Origin of the sequence: Mycobacterium gallinarum (assembly GCF_010726765.1) — a bacterium.
Classification (GTDB): domain Bacteria; phylum Actinomycetota; class Actinomycetes; order Mycobacteriales; family Mycobacteriaceae; genus Mycobacterium; species Mycobacterium gallinarum.
Genome location: NZ_AP022601.1, coordinates 3,327,282 through 3,347,566 on the forward strand (window position 1 = coordinate 3,327,282; position 20,285 = coordinate 3,347,566).

A 20,285-nucleotide genomic window follows, 5' to 3' on the forward strand; every position below is an offset into this window, starting at 1 on the left:
CGCTGTGTGAAGCGCCAGCTACCGACCTTGGAACCGCGGGTCGCGCTTTTCGGTGAATGCCGCGACACCCTCGGCAACATCGGCGGTGCCCGCGACCTGCTCGACCAACAGCGCTTCACTGACGAACGCCGATGCCCGGTCTACATCGAGGGCCTGATTGAGCATCATTTTCGCCGCCGCCAACGCCCGAGTCGGCCCGCTTGCGAGTCGTTGCGCCCATTCGGACACGACCCTGCGTAGTTCGTTGTGGTCGGTGACAACCTCGTTGACGAGGCCGATCCGATGCGCTTCGGTCGCCGACAACTCGTCACCGAACAAGACCAGCCTCTTGGCGACGTTGAACGGCACCTTCCGGGTCAAGAGATATGCGGCGCCGCCGTCGGGCGCGAGACCTCTGCGGACGAACAGTTCGATGATCCGCGCGGATTCCACCGCCACGACGAGGTCACAGGCGAGCACCATGCTGGCGCCGACCCCTGCCGCGACACCGTTGAGCGCACAGATCACCGGCTTGTCGCAGTCCAGCAGCGCGGCGACCACCGCCTGGGATCCGGTACGCAGAATCCGGGCCGCGTCGCCGGCGATCCGGTCTTGGCTGGGCCGCATGTTCGGGTCGCGCAGATTTGGACCCGTGCAGAAATGCCGTTCACCGGCTGCGGTGAAAACGACGGCCCGAATTTCGGGATCCGCGGACGCTGAGGCCAGATTGTCGATCAAATCGCGTTGCATCGCACGGGTGACGGAATTGCCGACATCGGGGCGGTCGAGCACCAGCCACCGCACACCGGCTTCCGAACGGACCGTGAGTCCCGTTGTCACAGTTTTACTGGAACGCTGGCGGGGCCACGCACCGAGTTCGTGTGGACATATGCGACCTCAGCCTCGTCGACCTCCCAGGTCGGAAATCGTTTCAGCGTCTCCTCGATGGCGACGCGCGCTTCCAGCCGCGCGAGCGCAGCGCCGAGGCAGAAGTGCGATCCGTGCCCGAAGCTGATATGTCGGATTCCGGTGCGCGTGACGTCGAACTTATCGGGGTCGACATACTGACGCTCGTCGCGTCCGGCCGATCCGGTCAGCAGCGCGACCTTGGAACCTGCCGGTATGACGGCGTCGTGATAGCTGGTGTCGCGCAGTGAATATCGGCCCTGAACCGGTGACGGTGCGTCATAGCGCAGCAATTCCTCGACCGCGCCGCCGATGAGTCCGGGATCCTCCACCAATTTCGCGCGCTGCTCCGGATTGCGCGCCAACGTCAGCGCCGCCCAACCGAGCAAGCGTGCGACGGTCTCGTTGCCCGCCACATTGACCATCGCGATGAACACCAGCAGCTCGCCATCGTCGAGTCGGCGCGGGTCGACGTCGGGCATGACGAGATCGGAATCCATGAGATCGCTGACGATGTCCGCAGTGCGATGCTGGCGTCGCAGTTCGATCTGCTGGCGGTAGTACTCAAACAGCTTCGCCGAGGCCTCGTCGCCGGCGGCACTGCGTTCCACCACGCCCTCGTCGCGATGGACCTGCGCGTCGGACCACACGCGGAGGTTGTCGTGATCCTCCTCGGGAAATCCGAGCAGCGAACTGATCACCATCACCGGCAGTTTGGCCGAGAAGTCACGCACATAGTCGAATCCGTCGGCGCCCACGTACTGATCCAGGTACCCGCGGCACAGCTCGCGGACGTAATCCTCGAGCTTGGCGATCCTGCTCCGAAAGAACGTGCGATTGACCATCTTGCGCAGCGAAGTGTGATCGGGCGGATCCATCATGATCATCGCCTTCGGCGATCCCCACGGGTCCTCGGTGATCATGTCGAGAGTGATCCCGTGCTCGGACGAGAACGTCTCGGTGTCGAGCGAGGCTGTCATGACATCGTCGAACCGGCTGAGCGCGTAGAAGTCGTACTCCGGGTTGTAGTAGACCGGCGCTTCGTCGCGCATCCGCTTCCACACCGAGTACGGTTCGGCGTGCAGGCTGCGGTCGAAAGGGTCCCAGCGCAGCTCCGTCGTCGTCATCGGCACCATCCTCTCAGTAGAACACTATTACATATTCTGTTTAATTGCACTACCATCATTGCGCCTGGAGCAATGCCGTTTGAGGAGGACTTAAAGGTGGAAACGCGGGAGCTAGATCACGTCGTATATCAAAAGGACGGGGCGATCGCGCGCATCATCCTCAACAACCCAGAGCGCGCCAACGCCCAGACCTCTGAGATGGTGCACAGCGTCAACGAAGCGCTCGATGATGCGCAATATGACTACGACATCAAGGTCGTCATCATCAAGGCCAACGGCAAAGGGTTCTGCTCGGGCCACGTACCCGACGGCAGCTATCCGGAGTTCAAGGCCGAACTCGAGGCGTCGGGCAAGGTCTGGCGTTCGGCTGCCCAGCTTTTCCTATGGCCGGTGCTCAAGCTGTGGGAGTTTCCCAAGCCCGTGATATCGCAGGTTCATGGCTATGCGATCGGCGGCGGAACGACCTGGGCGCTCATCCCTGAAATCACGGTGTGCAGCGATGACGCCTGGTTCCAGATGCCGTTGGTGCCCGGATTCGGTCTGCCGGGATCGGAGACGATGTTCGAGCCATGGGTGTTCATGAATTACAAGCGTGCCGCCGAGTACCTGTACACCGCGCAAAAGATCTCGGCCGAGCAGGCTCTCGAGTTCGGGTTGGTCAACCGTGTTGTACCGCGTGACCGACTGGAGGCCGAGGTCGAGGAACTCGCTGCCAAGATCGCCAAGGCGCCCCTGATCACGCTGCAAGCCACCAAAGCCGGAATCCTCCGAGCGTGGGAAAACATGGGTTTCCGGACACACCAGCAGGCGAGTAACGACCTGCAGGCTGTTGTCACGGGGTCCAAGGAGTTCCAGGACTACATGGTGGAGCTGATGAAAAAGGCCGCCAAGCCGTCGGACCGGGTCTGACCGTGCCGCTGAGTCCGATCGTCCGGTTCGGAGGCGGACCGCAGATCGACGCGCTACGTGGCGAGCTGCGGGAGTGGTTGGCCGCCAATCTCCCCGACGAATTCCGGCGCACCGCAGCCAATCCCGACTACTGGCCGAGGGAAGACCACGAACGTGCCGTCCAGTTCTGCCAGGCACTGCACGAACGAGGTTGGTTCGTTCCGCACTGGCCTGCAGAGTTCGAAGGTGGCGGACTCGGCATCGTCGAGCAGGTGGTGATCCGGGAGGAATTGGCCTACGCCGGCGCCCCGATGGTCAACACCAACGGCGTGAACATGTTGGCGCCCGTGCTGTTCCGGTTCGGCACGCCTGAGCAGCAAGCCGAGCACCTACCCAAAATCGCGCGGTCCGAACGGATGTGGGCGCAGGGTTACTCCGAGCCCGAAGCGGGTTCCGATCTCGCCGCGCTGCGCATGACTGCGCGCCGCGACGGCGACGACTACGTGCTCGACGGGCAGAAGACCTGGACCAGTAACGGTGTGCTCGCCGACTGGATCTTCGTCCTCGCCCGCACCACGCCGCTCGGTGAAAAGCGGCAGGAAGGCATCTCATTCTTTCTCGTCGATCTCGACACACCGGGTATCACGCGTCGGCCCATTCGCTCGATGACCGGCTATCCGACGTTCGCCGAGGAGTTCTTCGACGGGGTTCGCGTGCCGGCGACCAATCTGGTCGGCGATGAAGGTGACGGCTGGAAAGTCGCGAAGGCTCTGCTGGTCGCGGAGCGGTCGAACGTGACCCGCGCCGCCCAGGCGCAGCGTTATCTGGACGAACTGGTGGACTGGTGCCTCGCTCAGCGAGGCTCCTCGCACGATCCGCTGGCCGATCCGGCCAACAGGCTCGCGCTGGCGCGTGCGGTGGAGCGGGTCGAGGTCGGCCGCGCACTGTCCTATCGGGTGGCCCATCAGCAGGCCGCGGGTGCCCTTGATCCCGCGCTTCCCTCACTATCGAAGCTTTATCACTCCGAACTCACCGCGGAACTACGGCAGCTGGGAGCGACTCTGCTCGGCCCAGCGGGTGCGCTGATGCCCGATGACCCCGACGCAGTTCTGCACGGCCACTTCTCGGAGGGGCTGCTGCTCTCCCTGCTGCACACCATCGGTGGCGGGACAAGCGAGATTCAGCGGGATCTCATCTCGACCACTGGCCTCGGGCTGCCTCGCTAGCCGAGCGCTGTTGCGCGACCGTGGCCACAGCCAACTCCAGCGGGTGGAACGCCGCCAGCTGGGCGGCCTCCGCCGCTGCGATGAGTCGCTTCGTCAACTCGACCGCGCCCTGATCGTATTCGGCAAGCGAGCGCGCGATCGCGATGGCGTCGTCGACTGCGGCGGCGGGTTCGGCGAGGTCGGTGACCAGTCCCAGCCGATGCGCATCTTCGGCAGGCAAGCGGTTGCCGCGCAACAACAGCGACGAAGCGCGATGCCTGCCGAGTTGCTGGGTGAGTCGCCACGCGAGGCCGCCGTCGGGGACCACCGCGCGGGTGACGAACGGCGCCGAGAAGAACGCATCGCGCGCGGCGACCACGAGATCACAGGACAGAGCCAGGCTCCAGCCGAGGCCGATTGCGGCCCCCTCGACCGCGGCAACCGTGGGAACGCCGACCGATCGAAGTTGTTCCATGACCCGCTGCGCGTGTTCGACCCTGCCCGCAGGCCCCAGCGGACCTGCGCCATGCGCAGGCCCCGTCTTCAAATCCCCTCCGGCGCTGAAGAATCCCTGCGCACCGGCAATGACGACACCGCGAGCGGCTGACACGGACTCCAGCGCCGCCGCCAGCTCCGACCAGGACTCATAGCGCAGCGAATTGCGCTGCTCGGGGCGGTTCAACCAAATCACCGCGACGCCGTCGCGGTCCTCGGTCAGGATCAGCGAATCCGGATTCACCCCGTGTATGCCGGTCATGACTTGTCGAGGAACTTGTCTATCGCAGCGCGGTGCTCCGGTGTGGTGAAACACTCGGTCTCAGCGGAGATTCCGTATTCGAGAATGGCGGTGACCGCACGCTCCGCATGAAGGTTCAAGGTGCGCTTGGTGTCCTGAACCGCGCGCGCGGGCAACGCGGCAAGCCGATGAGCGAGCGCCAGGCCCTCGGTCTTGATGTCGCCGTGGGGAACTACGCGGTTCGCCAACCCCAGTTCGACGGCTTTGTCGGCCTTGATGCGCTCGCCGAGGAGCAAATACTCCTTGGCTTTCAACAGGCTCATCAGTAGCGGCCACAACACCGAGCCGCCGTCGCCGGCCACGAGGCCGCTTGCGACATGGGTGTCGGCGAAGAACGAGCGGTCCGACATCAGCACGATGTCGCACAACACCGCGATGCTGCAGCCGAATCCGACCGCCGGCCCGTTGACGGCGGCGACGATCGGCAGCGGAAAGTCGATCATGTCGCGCACGATCCGGCGGGCATCACGCATCCCTTCGCGACGAGTTACCGGGTTCTCCACATGCGTGTGCAACCACTCCACGAGATCCCCGCCCGCAGAGAAGAAGTCACCGGTTCCCGTCAGCAGCACCGCGCGGGCGTCGGGGTCTTCACCGAGGGTGGTCCACAGCCTCGCAAAGGCACCGTGCATCCGGTTGTTCACGGCATTGGCGTTGCCGGGGTTGTTCAGCGTGACGATGCGGACGGCGCCGTCGTTGGCGACGAGGATCTCTTCGCATCCGGTGAGTTTTGAGGTGCCAGTAGGGAGTTCGCTCATCGAATCGCATCCGCGAGCCGCTTGCTGATGATCTGCTCCGCGTCAGCCACGATGCGCGAAACGAGTTCCCCGGCCGTCGGTATGTCGTCGATCAACCCCATCGCCGTCCCGACCCACCAGATGCCGGCGTCCAGATCCCCGGTCTCGTACACCTTGACCCCGCGCTTACCCGACACCAGATGCGCGATGTCTTCGAATTGGCCTCCCTGGTTCAGGATTTCGACGACCTCGCGTGACACCGAATTGCTGGCCACCCGACCGGTGTTGCGCAAGGTCCGGAAAATCAACTCGGTGTCGAGTTCACTGCCCGCGACGATCGCCTCCTTGACCTTCTGGTGGATCGGCGACTCCACAGTGCACATGAACCGCGACCCCATGTTGATCCCGTCGGCGCCAAGCGCCAGCGCAGCAACCAGCCCCCTACCGTCGGCGAACCCGCCGGAGGCGATCATGGGAATCTCGATTTCCTTCGCCGCCGCGGGTATCAGGACCAGTCCCGGAATGTCGTCTTCACCAGGATGCCCCGCACATTCGAAACCGTCGATGCTGATGCCGTCCACACCCAGGCTCTGAGCCTTGACCGCGTGCCGCACGGAGGTGCACTTGTGCAACACCTTGATTCCGTTGTCGTGGAACATCGGCAGATGCGGGCCCGGGTTCGAACCGGCTGTCTCCACGATTTTGATCCCGGCATCCACGATCACCTGCCGGTACTCATCGTAGGGCGGCGGATCGATGGTCGGCAGGATCGTGAGGTTGACGCCGAACGGCTTGTCGGTGAGATCCCGTGCGCGGGCAATCTCGTTCGCGAGGTCAGCAGGCGTCGGCTGAGTCAGCGCGGTGATCAGTCCCAGACCGCCGGCATCCGATACTGCAGCGGCCAGTTCCGCGCGGCCGACCCACTGCATGCCGCCTTGCACGATCGGGTGTTCGATGCCGAAAGCTTCGGTGAACCTGGTGGAGATCAACGGATTTCAGTCCCTTCAGGATGAGTTGGTGCTGGCATCCACGCCGGTCGTCGAGTAGCGACGAAAGCCTCACGGTCGACGCCGACCGGCCATTTCGGAGGCCGCTTCTGCAGGAATGCGGTGAACGCTTCGATCTGTTCTGGGGTGCCCATCGACGCCCAGTAGCCCGACACGTCGACAGGCGGTAGCGCACGAGCCATCTCACGCTTCATCGCGGCGCGCGCCGCCGGGCCGGTGTTGCGCACCCTGTCGAGCAGCGCGGCGGTCTCGGCTACGAGCGACTCGTGCGGCACGACCTTGCCGATGAGACCGAGTCGCATCGCCTCGTCGGCCTCTACCCAATCGTTGCCGTAGATCAGGTGATTGGCCCGCAGCGTGCCGACTCGTTGTGGGAGTCGCGCGGCAACGAAGGCCTCGTAGACGCCGCGGGTGAGGTCAGGCACGCGGAGTCGGGCTCTGTCGGAGGCGATCACCAGATCCGCATAGAGCGTCATCACCAGCCCGCCGCCAAGAGCGAGTCCGTTGACAGCGCACACCACGATCTTCGGGATCTTTCCCAGCGTCTCGAAAGGAGTGGAGTCGTAGGCATCGGTGAACGAATCCCATCGCCGCTCAGGGTTGCCGACAGCGTTCATGTCGCCGCCCGCGCAGAATGTATCGCCGGTACCGGTGATGACGAGGAAATTCAGTGTGGGTTCGTCGGCGACGATCATCGCCGCTCGCTTGATTCCGTGATACCCGTCGGCAGTCAGCGCATTGCGCTTCTCCGGCCGATTGATGGTGACCGTGAGCGTGTCACCGGCGATGATCCCGGACAGCTCTTCGGCGCCCAGGTCAACGCGGCTTGGGAGTTCGGTCACGAGATGACGGCGATCAGCTCACCGACCTCATAGGTGCCACCTTCGGAGACCTTCCATGACACCGTGCCGGTCGCGGGAGACTCGATGTCCATCTCCACCTTGTCGGTGGCGATGGAGTACAGCGGCTCACCTTCAGTGACCGAGCCGCCATCTTCATGGAAGAACTCGGTGATCTCGGCTTCGGTGATGGCGTCACCAGGCTTGGGCATCCGCACTTCTGTCACGAAATCCTCCTGATCGCCTCGACCACCTGGTCTGCGCCCGGTCGGCAGGCGGCTTCCAGCGTCGCCGCCCGTGGGATCGGCGTGTACGTCCCCGCAACACGCTGGATGGGTGCAGCGAGCACACCGAAGAGTTCCGTGCCGACCGCGGCGGCGATCTCCGCGCCCGGTCCACAGAACCCGACCGATTCATGGGCGACCACCAACCGAGTGGTCTTACGGACCGACTTCAAAACGGTCGCCAAGTCCAGCGGTACCAGCGTGCGCAAATCCACCACCTCGACCGAAACTCCCTCGCTGGCAAGTCTTTCAGCCGCCTCCAGCGCCGCATGCACCATGACGCCGTAGGTGACGACTGAGACATCGGATCCCTGGCGCTTGACATCGGCCTGGCCGAGCGGGATCACGTAGTCGGCCACCGGTACGGGACCCTTGCCGCCCCCGTAATAGAGCTTCATGGATTCCACGAACAGGCAGGGATCGTTGTCGGAAAGACAGGCTTTCAGCAGACCGGCGGCATCAGCAGCGGTACTCGGCCAGACGACCTTCAGCCCGGGTGTGTGCATCGCCCAGGCCTCGAATGCCTGCGAATGTTGGGGCCCCGCAGCCATTCCCACCATCGTCCTGATCACCAGCGGCGCACCTTTGCGACCACCGGACATATATCGCACCTTGGCCGCGTGATTGGCGATCTGGTCCATCGCGACGCCGAGGAAGTCCATGAACATCAGTTCGGCCACGGGACGCAGGCCGCCCAACGAGGCTCCTATCGCCGCGCCCACGATTGCGGATTCGGCGATGGGAGTGTCGAGCACGCGACCTTCCCCATACTTGCCTGAGAGACCGGCGGTGACTTTGAACATGCCACCGCCCGACGGATCGCCGATGTCCTCGCCGAGCAGAACAATAGAATCGTCGGCGGCCATCGCTCGGTCAAGTGTCCTGTTGATCGCCTGCACCAAACCCATTTCCTCGGTGTCCCCCCCTGGCAGGACGGCATGCACCTGGCCGGGTTCAGCAAGCTCTGACCCATTGCAGGAGAACACATCTCGGGTGAGTTCGTCGACGGCCGGGGGTTCTGACGCAGCAGCGGCAGTGAAGGCTGCATCGAGTTCAGCAGTCACTTCGTTGTCGATGGCATCGAGTTCCGCTTCGGTAGCGGTTCCATCGGCGATCAACCGTGCCCGGTATCGGGCGAACGGGGGGTCGGACCGTTTTGCGGCCAGTTCCTCCTGGTCCGCGTATCCCATCGCGTCGCCGAAATAGTGACCCTGTAGCCGGTAGGCCTTTGCCTCGACGAATGTCGGGCCCGCTCCGGCTCGCGCTCGTTCAGCCGCCGCCGACACCGCGTCGTAGACGGCTTGTGGATCAGTGCCGTCGACGGTGACTCCGGGCATTCCGTAACCCACGGCGCGGTCGGACAGCTGGGCGGCGCGCGTGTATCGGTCGTAAGCGGTGCCCTCGGCCCACGCGTTGTTCTGGCAGAAGAAGATCACCGGCAGTGACCAGACCGCGGCCATGTTCATCGCCTCGTGGACATAGCCGATGCTGGTGGCTCCGTCGCCAAAGCTCACCAGGACAACCTGCCCGGTCTCGCGGCGCGCAGCGGCCAACGCGATGCCGTTGGCGATCAAGGGGCCTGCACCGACGATGCCGGTGGTCCATGCGATGCCGTGTGCGGGGTCGCAGATACCCATCGCGCCTGCTTTGCCCTTCGACAATCCGTCGCGGCGTCCGAGAATCTCGGCGAAGTAGCCCTCCAGATCGATGCCCTTGGCCAAGACATCGCCGAGTCCGCGGTAGGTGGTGACCAACTGGTCCCCATCGGCCAACGCAAGCATCGCGCCTGCCGACATCGCCTCCTGACCGTCGACCGGCCAGTAGCTCATCGCCGCCTCTCCCGAGGACAACGCCTTGCGCACTCGTTTGTCGCCGTGTTGCACCTTGCTCATCAGTCGGTAGAACTCGACCGCGAGGTCTGTGCTCGGCGCCGAGGCCTCAGTGCCTGTTTGAGCGGACATCACACTCCTTGCCGGGTCGGCGAGAATTCTACAATATGACGATATGTGTTCAATCGTGCAGTCAGGTGGCGGCCTGCATCTGCGCGGCAAACAGCATCCGATCGAAATAGCAGCGCTCCAGGATCAGCCCGTCGCCGCGGAAGATGAACAGGTTGATGCTGAGCATGTCCACCGCAGCACCAGGACGCGTCGTCCTGGTCTCCACCACCAAACCGTCGGCGGAGTGGAATATGGCTTCGGCCGAATAATGCAGCCGGGGCAATTCGTCCCACTGACGCAGAATCATCTGACGGACTTGCTCATCCCCGTCGAACACCATGCCGGTCGGGACGATCTCGTAACGCGGATGGGTGAATGTCGCCATGATCGCCTCGAGATCACGGTCATTCTCGCCTGCGACGTGTCGCAAGACCAGTTCCTCACGCCGTCGCTGGAGTTCGACGTCTGGCGCGGACACGACTCACCTGCACTCGAAGGTCGGCAGGTTGCGCCCATCCGGCAGCGGCACCCATGCGACGTCGACCTCGTCCCCCACCTGCGGCGGGACGCCAAACACATTCGACATGATGCGTGCACCCTCGTCCAGGTCGACGAGCACGACCGAATAGGGCACTTTGTCGGCGAGGGCAGGCAGCGCGGGACGATGGTGCACGCTGACCGCATAGACGACACCGCGACCGGACAACGTTTCCCAGACAAGTTGGTCGCCCCCGCAGTGCGGGCAAACGAATCGCGGATACCACACCAGCCGGCGGCAATTCGCACACCGCTGCATCGTCAGAGTCTTGCTCTTGGTCGCATCCCAATAGGGTGCCGAGACCGCGCTCGGCTCGGGCACCGGAATGGCGGGAACGTCGTCATTCACAGCGTCGCCTCCGTTCCGAGAATCACTGTGGACGTCGCCGACAGCACGCCACCGGTCCCGTGCGCCAATGCGACGTCGGCATCCACCTGCCGGTCGCCGCATTCGCCGCGCAGCTGGCGGGTCGCCTCGACGAGCAGAAACGCGCCGAACGCGCCGGGATGCGTATACGCGAGTCCGCCGCCGGTGGTCTGGCCGGGGAGCGTACCGCCGGGGGCCAGCGCGCCATCACCGACGAAGGCGCCGCCCTCCCCCTTGGCGCAGAAGCCGAGAGCCTCGAGGGCCAGCAGCACCGTGATGGTGAACGAGTCGTAGAGCTGCACGACGTCGACCTCGCCTGGGGTCAGCCCCGCTTGGGCGAACGCCGCCGGTCCCGACACCGCGCCAGGGGTGACCGTCAAGTCAGGCATCTGTGAAATCATCGTGTGCGATGCGGCCGAGGCCGCCCCCAACACGTAAACGGGCGCCTTTTCAAGATCGCGAGCCCGCGCCGCCGAGGTCACCACGATTGCACCCGCGCCGTCGGTGACCAGACAGCACTCCAACTTGTGCACCGGCTCGGCAAGGTAGCCGGAGTTCAGCACGTCGTCGACCGTGATCTCATTCTGGAGGTGCGCGCGCGGATTGCGCGCGGCCCACTTGCGAGTGTCGACTGCGATCTGCGCGAGTTGTTCTGCAGTGGTGCCGAATTCGGCCATGTGCCGATTCGCGGCCAGCGCGTAGGCGCTGATGGGCAACATCACCCCGAAGGGCGTCTCCCATTCGAGGCGCTCGGGTGTGGCGAAGACACCCATCCCCTTTTCGCCTCGTCTACGCGCGGCGCGCGGCGTCGATGCATAGACGATCACCACTGTTTCGGCAAGGCCCGCCGCGATCGCCGCCGCCGCGTGCTCGACATAGAGCCCGTAACTGGCGCCGCCGGTCTGTGTCGCATCGGTGAAACGCGGTGTGATGCCCAAGTATTCGGCTAGTTCCACGGAGTGCATCAACGTGCCCCCCGTACAGGAACACAGGCCGTCGACGTCCTTGAGAGTCAGTCCCGCATCGGCCAGCGCCGCCCGGATGACTCGCGCCTCGAGCTCTCGCAGTGGCACGTCGATGACGCCTTCGGGCGAAACCTCGTCTGCGGCACCGACTATGGCCGCTGCGCCACGGATACTCGTCACAGCGTCAGGCCGGGGCCGCTGCGAGCTCGGTTGCGGCCGGAATCACCTCTTGGGAGAACAGTTTCATCGACTCGTAAACCTTGGCGCGGTCCATCGCACCGCCCCGCGACATCCGCAGCATGATGTTGCGCCAACCCATGTCGATGACGGTCTGCATCTTGGTGATGATGCGCTCGGGATCACCCATCAAGGTCAAATGCGAGTTGAGCACCTGCTCGTAGCTCTGCTTGTCGTGCTTCTCGAACCAGTCCGAGTAGGCCTTGTAATCGGCTGGAATCTCACCGCCACGCTCGAACGGATTCGAGTATTTGAGATGCGTCTTGATGGACAGCTCGACACTCTCCCGCGGGTAGGTGCGGGCGAAGCCGTCGTCGGTGTGGCAGAACGCATTAAGGAGTGCCCAGACGTTCTCGGTGGCGGCCTCAAGCCCCTTCTTGGCCTGGGTTTCCAGGTAGATGTCGAGTGCACCCTGCAGGTCCGGGTCGACCGTGTAGGGATTGCCGATGATCGCGCCAAAACCCTTGTCCGCCAACCATTCAAAGCTCGACGGTGTTTTCATCACTGTGCCCCACACCGGAACGGGCCGCTGTACCGGACGCGGATAGATGGTCACATCCTCAAGCTGGAAATACTTGCCCTCGTAGCTCACATTCTCCTGCGTGAGCAGCAGGTTCACGATGTCAACACATTCCTGATAGCGACCTGTCGCCTCGTCCATCGAAATGCCGAAGCCCTGGAACTCGTGGGCTTGGTAACCGCGGCCGAAGCCGGCATCGAACCGTCCGCCGGACAACACATCGACCATCGCGATGCGCTCTGCGAGCTGGATCGGATTGTGAAACGGGCTGACCATGCACGCGGTACCGATACGGATGCGCTCAGTCTGCGCGGCGATGGCGGCGGCTACCAAGGGAAGGTCGGCGAGCATGCCGTAGGGCGAGAAATGGTGCTCAGCCAGCCAGACCTCGTCGTAGCCGAGTTCCTCGGCCCAGCGTGCTTCTTCCAACACATTGGCGAACACCTCCTGATCGGACAGGTGGTTGGGCTTGTCGCCGAGGATGAATACGCCGAACTTCATTGCGATCGCTCCTAGAAACTAGTTGCAGTTACTGCCACTATATTGCACGATTGAACATATATCGTCAATACGTTCAGTCCGATCACCCGGGAGGTTGCGTTGAGCCTTGACGCGAATGCAGTGGGCACCAAGCTCGATCCGACGACGTTCGAGTGGACGGAAGCCGACACCATCCTCTACGCACTCGGAGTGGGCGCCCGGCCACCCCACGAGCTGGACCTCCTCGACGAACGGCGCGGTCCCGGGGTACTGCCGACCTTCGCGCTGCTGGCGAACTGGTGGGCGGTCAAGGATCTGCGCAGCGTCCTCGATCTCGGCTCGTTTCCCATCGTGCACGGCGGACAGTCGCTGTCGGTGTCTCGGCCGGTGCAACCTTGCGGTGAGGTCACCGTGAACGGGGAGGTCACCGCGGTGTGGGACAAGGGCAAACACGCAGCGATCGAGGTCACGACCCGCGGCACCGACGGCGACGGCGAACTATTCGTCGCAGTGGGACAGACCATGGTGCTCGGCGGCGGCGGGTTCGGCGGAGACCGCGGCCCCGCGTCCGCAGATGAGCCCACCGGACCTTCCGACGCCACCATCATCGACGAGGTGCGGCCGGAACAGGCCGCCATCTACCGACTCAGCGGTGACCGCAACCCGCTACACATCGATCCCGATGCCGCCAAGAAGGCCGGCTTCGACGATGTGTTCCTGCACGGTCTATGCACCTTCGGATTCGCTGCGCGCGCTGTGATCAACAGTCTCGGCGGCGGCGATCCCACAACGCTTCAGTCAATCAGCTGCCGATTCGCCAAACCCGTGATGCTAGGCGCGCCATTGCGCACCGAAGTGTGGCGACGTGACACGACCGTGCATTTCCGCACCAGTCAGGGATCGGTCGTCGCCCTGTCGGCAGGCACCGCGACCTTGCGAGGATGAGGACTATGGATCAACGACGGATGCGCGGCCAGCGCAACCGAGAGGCGCTCATCGCCGCAGCGGTCGCACTCTTCGAGACACATGGTTACGACGCCACCACCGTCGATCAGATCGCCGCTGCCGCAGGCGTTGCGCCGCGGACGTATTTCCACCATTTTGCGACCAAAGAGGACATCCTCTTCGACGGCTACGCCGAAAGACTCGACGAGGCCACCCGCCGATTTCGCGCTTCGCGCTCGATCACGTTGTGGGGAGCCCTGTCCGAGGCATCTGCCGCCGTCGCCGAAGCGATCGCCGCACAACCGGAGATCTTCGTGGTCCGAGCGCGAATGTACGCAAGCTACCCCGCGCTTCGCGCGACGCGGCTGCGCATTAACGATGACTGGATCGACCAGATGACCCGTGAGGTCGCGCGGTGGCTCGATGCCGACCCCGACTCGGATCTGCGTCCCCGCTTGGCGGCCACCGTCGTCAACGGGGCCAACCGCGCCGCGATCGACACGTGGGTGGCTGGCGACGGACGCGGCGATCTGGTGGCCATCATGAGCCAGGCGGTCGTCTTGCTTCAGCCGTCCATCAATCGTATTGAGCGGCTGGTCAAGGAAGATCGGCGTCGCCGTGTCGGATAAGCGCGCATTGGCCGTGGTGACCGGCGGCGCCCGAGGCATAGGCGAGGCGATCGTCGATGAGCTCGTCGACGCCGGCTACCGGGTGGCCGTCGTCGATGTGAACGCCAAAGCGTTGGCCAAGACCGCCGAGAGTGATGCCGTCCGTTCGGGTCTGATCATTCCGGTCGAGTTGTCTATCACCGACCGCGCGGCGGTCGAACACGAACTCGGCGCGCTTGCGGCCTCTCACGGCGCGATCCAGGCGCTGGTGAACAACGCGGGCATGACGTTGCCCGCCACGTTTCTCGACCAAACGGACGAGGACTGGAATCGGATCGTCGCGGTCAACCTCACCGGCACCTTCATCATGGCGCAGGTTGCCGCACGCCAGATGGTCGAGCAGAAAACCGGCGCGATCGTGAACATCAGTTCGGTGTCTGCGCACGGTGTCCGTACCGGGCCGGCCGCGTACGCCGCAGCGAAGGCTGGTGTGGAAGGCCTGTCCAGGCTGATGGCCGTGCAACTCGGTCCGCTCGGCGTGCGCGTCAACACCGTGGTGGTCGGGACCACCGCGACACCATGGTTGCTCTCTCGAAAGAGCGATGCCGAGCTCGAAACCATGCGTGCCACGACACTGACCGGATCCATCGGTGAACCCGCCGACATCGCCAAGACCGTCGGATTCCTTTGCTCACCGTCGGCCAAACACATCACCGGTCAGATGATCTCAGTATCCGGCGGGCAATGGATGCCATGATCGGGACCGCTGTACGATGAAACATCCATTGCCAATCTGTTCAGTCACATCGAGGTGGCCAGGGTGAGTTCAACCCGCACATTCGCTTACGACCCTCTTCCCTATCCGGCTGTCGTGCCAGCGATGCTCGCCGAACTCGTCGAGCGATTCGGTCGCAGTGACTTTGTCGTGTCGTCGGACGGAGCCGGTACCGACGAGCGAATCACGTACTCCGAAGCGGACGAACAGTCAGCGGAGATGGCGCGCCGACTGCTCGCCGCCGGCGTGACCAAGGGGGCCAGGGTCGGCATCCTCGCGCCCAACGGCCCCGACTTCGCGGTCGCGTTCCTCGCAACCACCCGGATCGGGGCCGTGGCGGTACCCATCAATACGTTCTTCCAGCCGCCCGAACTCGAATGGCTACTTCGCGACGCCGATATTCACACGGTGGTGTCGGTGCCCACCCTGCTGGGCAAGGACGTCGAGGCCCGACTCGAGCAGGCCACCGGAGTCGCTCCCGGCGCCGCGAACCCCGTACTCACCGACCGGCTACCGCACCTGCGCAATGTCTTCTCGCTGGCACCGGATGCCCAGGACTGGCCGGAACCGGTCGCGCAAACGTTCCTCGACGCCTGCGAGTCGACGGTGCGCGAGACGGATGACATGGTCATCATCTACACCTCCGGCAGTACGTCGAATCCCAAGGGCATCATCCACTCTCAGAACACTGCTATCGCGCATTCGCGTTTCATCGCAAGCCAACACGAGTGGGATCCCACCGACCGCGTCTATATCCCGATGGCCTTCTTCTGGGTCGGCGGCCTGATCTTCGGGCTGCTGGGACCGATGCAAATCGGAGTGACGATCCTGACCGAGCATCGGTTCGAGCCCGCCGACGTGCTCAGGCTGCTGGCGGCCGAACGCGCAACGTATACGACGGGCTTTCCCCACGTCGGTCCCGCGTTGACGAACCATCCCGACTTTGCGACCACCGATCTGTCCGCCCTACGAGAGGGCTACCAGCAGGTGCTGCTACCGCCAGAACGGCGTGCTGCCGACCCGTCGCTACGAGTTCGACAACTCGGGATGACCGAGACGTGCAGCTCACACACCTGGTGGCCACCCCACGAGCAGGTGCCGGAATCCAAGCGCGGGTCGCTCGGGGTTTCGGCACCGGGTTATGAACACAAGGTCGTCGACGAGACCGGTCAGGAAGTGCCCAACGGGGTGGCCGGCGAGATCTGTGTGCGCGGCTGGGCCATGATGCGCGGCATCGTCGGACGCAGTAATCGGGACGTATTCGATGCCGACGGTTGGTATCACACCGGCGACGCCGGATATCGCGATGACGACGGCCACCTTTACTTCGCGGGCCGCACCGACGACATGATCAAGACCTCGGGGGCCAACGTCGCTCCCATTGAAGTGGAGTCAACGCTGAGCAGAATCGACGGCGTGCGCATCGCCTATGTCGTCGGGCTGCCCGATCCGGCGAAGGGCGCGGTGGTCAGTGCCGTGGTAGTGCTCGACGACGGCGTCGACCTGTCGGCTGACGCCCTGGCCGCACAGTGCCGCACGGAACTCGCGGCCTACAAAGTGCCCAAGAAGTGGGTCATGCTGCCGGACGCGGACAGTCTGCCGTACACCACCACGAACAAGATCGACAAGATCGCGCTCAGCACGCTTTTGGAATCGGGCGCACTCTCATGACCGCCAAGTCCGGCGACACCATCGCGGCGCTCGCCGCTCGTGTCGAACGTCTCGAAGCGCTCGACGAGATCCGCCAACTCGCGGCCAAATACGCTGTGGCTCTGGACATGCGTGACCTCAATGCTGTTGTCAACCTCTTCGTCGAGGACGTCGGAGTCCCGGGTAAACGTCGTGGACGAGAAGCGTTGCGTCAGTGGTACGACACCGAGATGCGACATGACCTGCTGGGCAGCGCGCACGGGCCGCTCGCACACGTGATCGACGTCCACGACGCCGACCATGCGACCGGCTTGGTCTACTCACGCAACGATCTCGAGACCGAGACGACGTGGGTGATCGAACTGCTCGCCTACCTCGATGCATATGAACGGCGGCACGGCCGTTGGTACTTCGCCCGACGAACTCCGCTGTTCTGGTATCAGAGCGATATCACCGATCCTCCGCTCGGTCCCGAGAAGATGCGCTGGCCCAACACATCTGCGCACAAAGGGACGTTCCATGACGCGTTCCCCAGCTGGGCGGAATTCTGGTCGGCCGATCCGGGGCGGCTGGAAGCTGCAGTCCCCGCGCCGCCGCCGGTCGGCGAATGGTTGCAGACATTGCGGCGAAGCGACTCTGTCCCCCACGTCAGTCCGACGGGGCGAAGCGCCGACGATCCGAGAAGCGGATGACATGACAATCGACTCCGATTTCACCGTCTTCACTCTTACAGACGACCAGCGCGAGTTCCGATCGACCGTGCGCGCATTCCTCGAACACCACGTACCAGAATCCGAGGTTCGTCGCCTCATGGCGTCGGAAAAGGGCTTCGATCCGACGATATGGCGCGCCATGGCCGATCAGATGAGCCTGCAGGGATTGATCATTCCCGAGGCGTACGGCGGCGAGGGGTTCGGCTTCGCCGAACTCGGTCTGGTGCTCGAAGAGATGGGCGGGGCGCTAGTGCCCGGTCCCTACTTCACATCGGCGGTGCTCACCGCGGGTGCGCTCATGTGTTCCGGTGACGAGGAAGCGTGCGAACGGTACCTACCCGGCATCGCGTCCGGTGAGACCATCGCGACCCTGGCACTTACCGAGCGGTCCGGACGATGGGATCGCGATGGCATCGAGACAACAGCCGGCCAAGATGGCGGCGACTGGATGCTTCGGGGAACCAAACACTATGTGCCCGACGGCGGTATCGCCGATCTCGTGCTTGTGGTGGCCCGCGCCGCGTCCGGCGCCGTGGGCCTCTTCGCTGTCGAGAACACCGATGACCTGGTACGCAGAGAGCAGTCCACCCTCGACCCGACGCGCCGTCAAGCCGTCATCGAGTTCGTGGACACCGCTGCGATACGCATCGGCGGTGAGGATGCGTGGCCCGGGCTGAGCCACGCGTTGAGTCAGGCGGCGGCAGCGCTGGCCAACGAACAAGTCGGCGGCGCCCAACGGTGCCTTGATCAGGCGGTCGCCTACGTCAAGGTCCGTAGCCAGTTCGGTAGACCTGTCGGCTCATTCCAAGCGATTCGACACCGCTGCGCCGATCTCATGCTCGACATCGAATGCGCCAGAGGCGTAGCGCAATACGCCGTCCACGCCATTGATCACTTTCCCACTGAGTCCGAATCGGCGGCAGCGCTGGCCAAGGCGTACTGCTCGGACGTGTACGCGCGCGCCGCAGCGGCCAACATCCAGTTGCACGGCGGTATCGGATTCACCTGGGAACATCCCGCGCACATGTATTACAAGCGAGCGAGATCGTCGGCGATGTTGCTCGGCGACCCGAGCTTTCACCGTGGACTGCTGGCCGACAGCATCGACATCTGAGTTCAGAAGTCGGTGCCGCCGTCGATGTTGATGACCGCACCGGTCATGTATGCCGCTCGGTCGCCGAGCAGAAACGCGATGAGTTCGCCTGCCTCGTGGGGTCTTCCGCCGCGTCCCAGCGCCACTCTCATATTCCAGTCGGGATTGCTCGACAGATGGGTGTAAATCGCATCTTCGAGCGGCACACCGTATTGCTGTGCACGATGCTCTCGAATGTGGTCGTTCGTTTCGGTATCGAACAGACCGGGGCACACCACGTTCACACGGATACCGTCGGGGCCGTGTGTTTTCGCCATGATCTTGGACAGCGTCAGCACAGACGCCTTCAGCGCGTTGTAGGGCGGGATGAGAATCTTGGGGGCTCGTACCGAATATGCGGCGGTGGTCACGATGGTGCCGCCGCCGTTGCGCTGTAGATGCGGGATGACCGCACGACACGACCGCACGGTCGCCATCAGAATGAGCTGGTAGTACCAATCCCAGGAGTCGTCGCCGTGTTCGAGGAATGGGCCCTGCTGGTTCATCGGTCCTGCGGTGACGGCAAGTCCTCGTAGAGGGCCCAGATCCTCTGCCGCGCGGTCGACGGCGCGATCGACTGCTCCTCCGCTCTCGGTTGCGTCGACGGCGATCCCCACGGCCCGGACTCCGAACTCTGTCGCCAGTCCTTGTGCACGCTCCTCGGCGCGTTGACCGTCGCGTGCGAGCAGCGCGACGTTCGCGCCGTCGGCGGCCAACGCCCGGGCCGCGCCGTATCCCATGCCGGTGGTCCCGCCGACGAGCACGTAGTTGCGGCCTTCTACTCCGAGTTCCACGCAGTCAACCTCCCGGTATGGTGGCGAAATCGAGCACTGAACACTATGACGAACTATGTCATGATGTTTAGCGGTGTCGGGCATCGCCACCGCAGCTAAGGACGACACAGCCGCACCGCGGCAGCGCACAGGAACACACCATGTCGCGTAGGATCGAATACTTGGCAGGGTCGATCTGAGCCGTCTAGCAGGCCCTACCGGACAGGAGCGGGATGGCGACCCAACGGGCCACGGCCGACATCGAGGCGCAAGAAGAGTACGACCGTCAGGATCAGATCCTTGAGGCGGCCAACCAGTGCTTCACCCAGTTGGGCATCCATCGCACCAGCGTGCAGGACGTCGCCAGGATGGCGAACGTATCGCGGGGCACGGTCTACCGGTACTTCGAGGACCGCAACGTGCTGATCGATGCGGCGATTGAATTCGGCGCCCAGAAGTTCTACCAGCAGGTCGCTGCGGCCATGGCCAAGAAGTCGACCCTTGCGGAGAAGCTTGGAGCAATGGCCGAGACTCACGCGGTCATCTTGTTGGACCATCGCACCCGCAACCGCCTGATGGCCGACGACTCAGAGCTGATGCGCCACATGATTTCCGATGGTGATTCCGCGGTCCGGCGAACCACGGCGTTCCTGGTGCCCTATGTTCGCGAGGCGCAGAAGCGCGGCGAGGTCGGCTCGGGCATCGACGTCACGGCCGCCAGCGAGTGGCTGGCGAGAATCATTTACTCCTTCTCGACGGTCAACGAAGCGCAGACTTTCGACATGTCCAAGCCCGAGACCGTACGCAAGTACGTCGAGAAGTTCGCCGTCAACGGATTGCGCTGACCCCACGGCGCGATTCTGTCTGTTCAACTG

General features: G+C 63.9%; 22 protein-coding genes and 1 pseudogene. 9 read left to right on the top strand and 14 right to left on the bottom strand.

Annotated features, from left to right (window positions below; genetic code table 11):
* Positions 1-18: 18 nt before the first annotated feature.
* Positions 19-819, bottom strand: a complete 801-nt coding sequence (locus G6N42_RS16160) for an enoyl-CoA hydratase/isomerase family protein (protein WP_163730493.1) — start codon at positions 817-819, stop codon at positions 19-21.
* Entirely contained in the window at positions 816-2,012 is a 1,197-nt protein-coding gene (locus G6N42_RS16165; RefSeq protein WP_163730494.1) for a cytochrome P450, read from the bottom strand. The genes G6N42_RS16160 and G6N42_RS16165 overlap by 4 nt, the downstream gene beginning before the upstream one ends.
* Positions 2,013-2,084: 72 nt before the next feature.
* Here G6N42_RS16165 and G6N42_RS16170 point away from each other — a divergent pair, with 72 nt between their 5' ends.
* Together G6N42_RS16170 and G6N42_RS16175 are read left to right on the top strand one after the other, a co-directional pair.
* On the top strand, positions 2,085-2,921 hold the full coding sequence (locus G6N42_RS16170) for an enoyl-CoA hydratase/isomerase family protein (RefSeq protein ID WP_434059587.1): 837 nt from the start codon (positions 2,085-2,087) through the stop codon (positions 2,919-2,921).
* A 2-nt stretch (positions 2,922-2,923) separates the two neighbouring features.
* Positions 2,924-4,126, top strand: coding sequence for an acyl-CoA dehydrogenase family protein (locus tag G6N42_RS16175; protein WP_163730496.1), 1,203 nt, complete (start codon positions 2,924-2,926; stop codon positions 4,124-4,126).
* On the opposite strand, the gene G6N42_RS16180 is transcribed toward G6N42_RS16175, so the two are convergent.
* The 11 genes and pseudogenes from G6N42_RS16180 to G6N42_RS16225 all read right to left on the bottom strand — a co-directional run bounded on the left by G6N42_RS16180 (position 4,092) and on the right by G6N42_RS16225 (position 12,835).
* Entirely contained in the window at positions 4,092-4,862 is a 771-nt protein-coding gene (locus tag G6N42_RS16180) for an enoyl-CoA hydratase/isomerase family protein (RefSeq protein ID WP_163730497.1), read from the bottom strand. The two genes, G6N42_RS16175 and G6N42_RS16180, sit on opposite strands and share 35 nt — an antisense overlap.
* Entirely contained in the window at positions 4,859-5,659 is an 801-nt protein-coding gene (locus G6N42_RS16185; protein ID WP_163730498.1) for an enoyl-CoA hydratase/isomerase family protein, read from the bottom strand. The genes G6N42_RS16180 and G6N42_RS16185 overlap by 4 nt, the downstream gene beginning before the upstream one ends.
* Entirely contained in the window at positions 5,656-6,627 is a 972-nt protein-coding gene (locus G6N42_RS16190) for an NAD(P)H-dependent flavin oxidoreductase (RefSeq protein ID WP_163730499.1), read from the bottom strand. Before G6N42_RS16190 ends, G6N42_RS16185 begins: the two co-directional genes overlap by 4 nt.
* Positions 6,624-7,487, bottom strand: coding sequence for an enoyl-CoA hydratase/isomerase family protein (locus tag G6N42_RS16195; protein WP_163730500.1), 864 nt, complete (start codon positions 7,485-7,487; stop codon positions 6,624-6,626). The genes G6N42_RS16190 and G6N42_RS16195 overlap by 4 nt, the downstream gene beginning before the upstream one ends.
* Positions 7,484-7,711 carry a biotin/lipoyl-containing protein gene (locus tag G6N42_RS16200; RefSeq protein ID WP_163730501.1) on the bottom strand — a complete coding sequence of 76 codons (228 nt, stop codon included), beginning with the start codon at positions 7,709-7,711 and terminating at the stop codon, positions 7,484-7,486. Before G6N42_RS16200 ends, G6N42_RS16195 begins: the two co-directional genes overlap by 4 nt.
* Positions 7,708-8,676: an alpha-ketoacid dehydrogenase subunit beta gene (locus G6N42_RS31730; protein ID WP_434059619.1), complete on the bottom strand. Its 969-nt coding sequence runs from the start codon at positions 8,674-8,676 to the stop codon at positions 7,708-7,710. Before G6N42_RS31730 ends, G6N42_RS16200 begins: the two co-directional genes overlap by 4 nt.
* 114 nt (positions 8,677-8,790) lie before the next feature.
* A pseudogene (locus tag G6N42_RS31735) lies at positions 8,791-9,729 on the bottom strand (thiamine pyrophosphate-dependent dehydrogenase E1 component subunit alpha); the annotation flags it as partial.
* A 61-nt stretch (positions 9,730-9,790) separates the two neighbouring features.
* Entirely contained in the window at positions 9,791-10,186 is a 396-nt protein-coding gene (locus G6N42_RS16210; RefSeq protein ID WP_163730503.1) for a nuclear transport factor 2 family protein, read from the bottom strand.
* A 3-nt stretch (positions 10,187-10,189) separates the two neighbouring features.
* The gene (locus G6N42_RS16215) at positions 10,190-10,594 is read right to left on the bottom strand and encodes a Zn-ribbon domain-containing OB-fold protein (RefSeq protein ID WP_232076169.1); all 405 of its coding nucleotides are present in this window, start codon (positions 10,592-10,594) and stop codon (positions 10,190-10,192) included.
* Positions 10,591-11,757 carry an acetyl-CoA acetyltransferase gene (locus tag G6N42_RS16220; RefSeq protein WP_163730505.1) on the bottom strand — a complete coding sequence of 389 codons (1,167 nt, stop codon included), beginning with the start codon at positions 11,755-11,757 and terminating at the stop codon, positions 10,591-10,593. The genes G6N42_RS16215 and G6N42_RS16220 overlap by 4 nt, the downstream gene beginning before the upstream one ends.
* A gap of 4 nt (positions 11,758-11,761) precedes the next feature.
* Positions 11,762-12,835: an LLM class flavin-dependent oxidoreductase gene (locus tag G6N42_RS16225; RefSeq protein WP_163730506.1), complete on the bottom strand. Its 1,074-nt coding sequence runs from the start codon at positions 12,833-12,835 to the stop codon at positions 11,762-11,764.
* A 99-nt stretch (positions 12,836-12,934) separates the two neighbouring features.
* Here G6N42_RS16225 and G6N42_RS16230 point away from each other — a divergent pair, with 99 nt between their 5' ends.
* The 6 genes from G6N42_RS16230 (at position 12,935) to G6N42_RS16255 (ending at position 18,619) form a co-directional block, all read left to right on the top strand.
* Complete coding sequence (locus G6N42_RS16230; RefSeq protein WP_163730507.1) at positions 12,935-13,759, top strand: MaoC/PaaZ C-terminal domain-containing protein; 825 nt, start codon at positions 12,935-12,937, stop codon at positions 13,757-13,759.
* Positions 13,760-13,764: 5 nt separating this feature from the next.
* Positions 13,765-14,388 (top strand): TetR/AcrR family transcriptional regulator, encoded by a 624-nt coding sequence (locus G6N42_RS16235; RefSeq protein WP_163730508.1) that lies wholly within the window; start codon positions 13,765-13,767, stop codon positions 14,386-14,388.
* A complete protein-coding gene (locus G6N42_RS16240) occupies positions 14,378-15,124 on the top strand; it encodes an SDR family NAD(P)-dependent oxidoreductase (protein WP_163730509.1) in 747 nt (248 codons plus the stop codon). Before G6N42_RS16235 ends, G6N42_RS16240 begins: the two co-directional genes overlap by 11 nt.
* Before the next feature lie 63 nt (positions 15,125-15,187).
* On the top strand, positions 15,188-16,813 hold the full coding sequence (locus tag G6N42_RS16245) for a class I adenylate-forming enzyme family protein (RefSeq protein ID WP_232076170.1): 1,626 nt from the start codon (positions 15,188-15,190) through the stop codon (positions 16,811-16,813).
* On the top strand, positions 16,810-17,484 hold the full coding sequence (locus G6N42_RS16250) for a nuclear transport factor 2 family protein (protein ID WP_163730510.1): 675 nt from the start codon (positions 16,810-16,812) through the stop codon (positions 17,482-17,484). The genes G6N42_RS16245 and G6N42_RS16250 overlap by 4 nt, the downstream gene beginning before the upstream one ends.
* 1 nt (position 17,485) lies before the next feature.
* Positions 17,486-18,619 carry an acyl-CoA dehydrogenase family protein gene (locus G6N42_RS16255; protein ID WP_163730511.1) on the top strand — a complete coding sequence of 378 codons (1,134 nt, stop codon included), beginning with the start codon at positions 17,486-17,488 and terminating at the stop codon, positions 18,617-18,619.
* A 2-nt stretch (positions 18,620-18,621) separates the two neighbouring features.
* Here G6N42_RS16255 and G6N42_RS16260 read toward each other — a convergent pair whose 3' ends face one another.
* Entirely contained in the window at positions 18,622-19,431 is an 810-nt protein-coding gene (locus tag G6N42_RS16260; RefSeq protein ID WP_163730512.1) for an SDR family NAD(P)-dependent oxidoreductase, read from the bottom strand.
* Between the two features lie 212 nt (positions 19,432-19,643).
* On the opposite strand from G6N42_RS16260, the gene G6N42_RS16265 reads away from it, so the two are divergent.
* Positions 19,644-20,255, top strand: a complete 612-nt coding sequence (locus G6N42_RS16265; RefSeq protein ID WP_163730513.1) for a TetR/AcrR family transcriptional regulator — start codon at positions 19,644-19,646, stop codon at positions 20,253-20,255.
* Positions 20,256-20,285 lie beyond the last annotated feature (30 nt).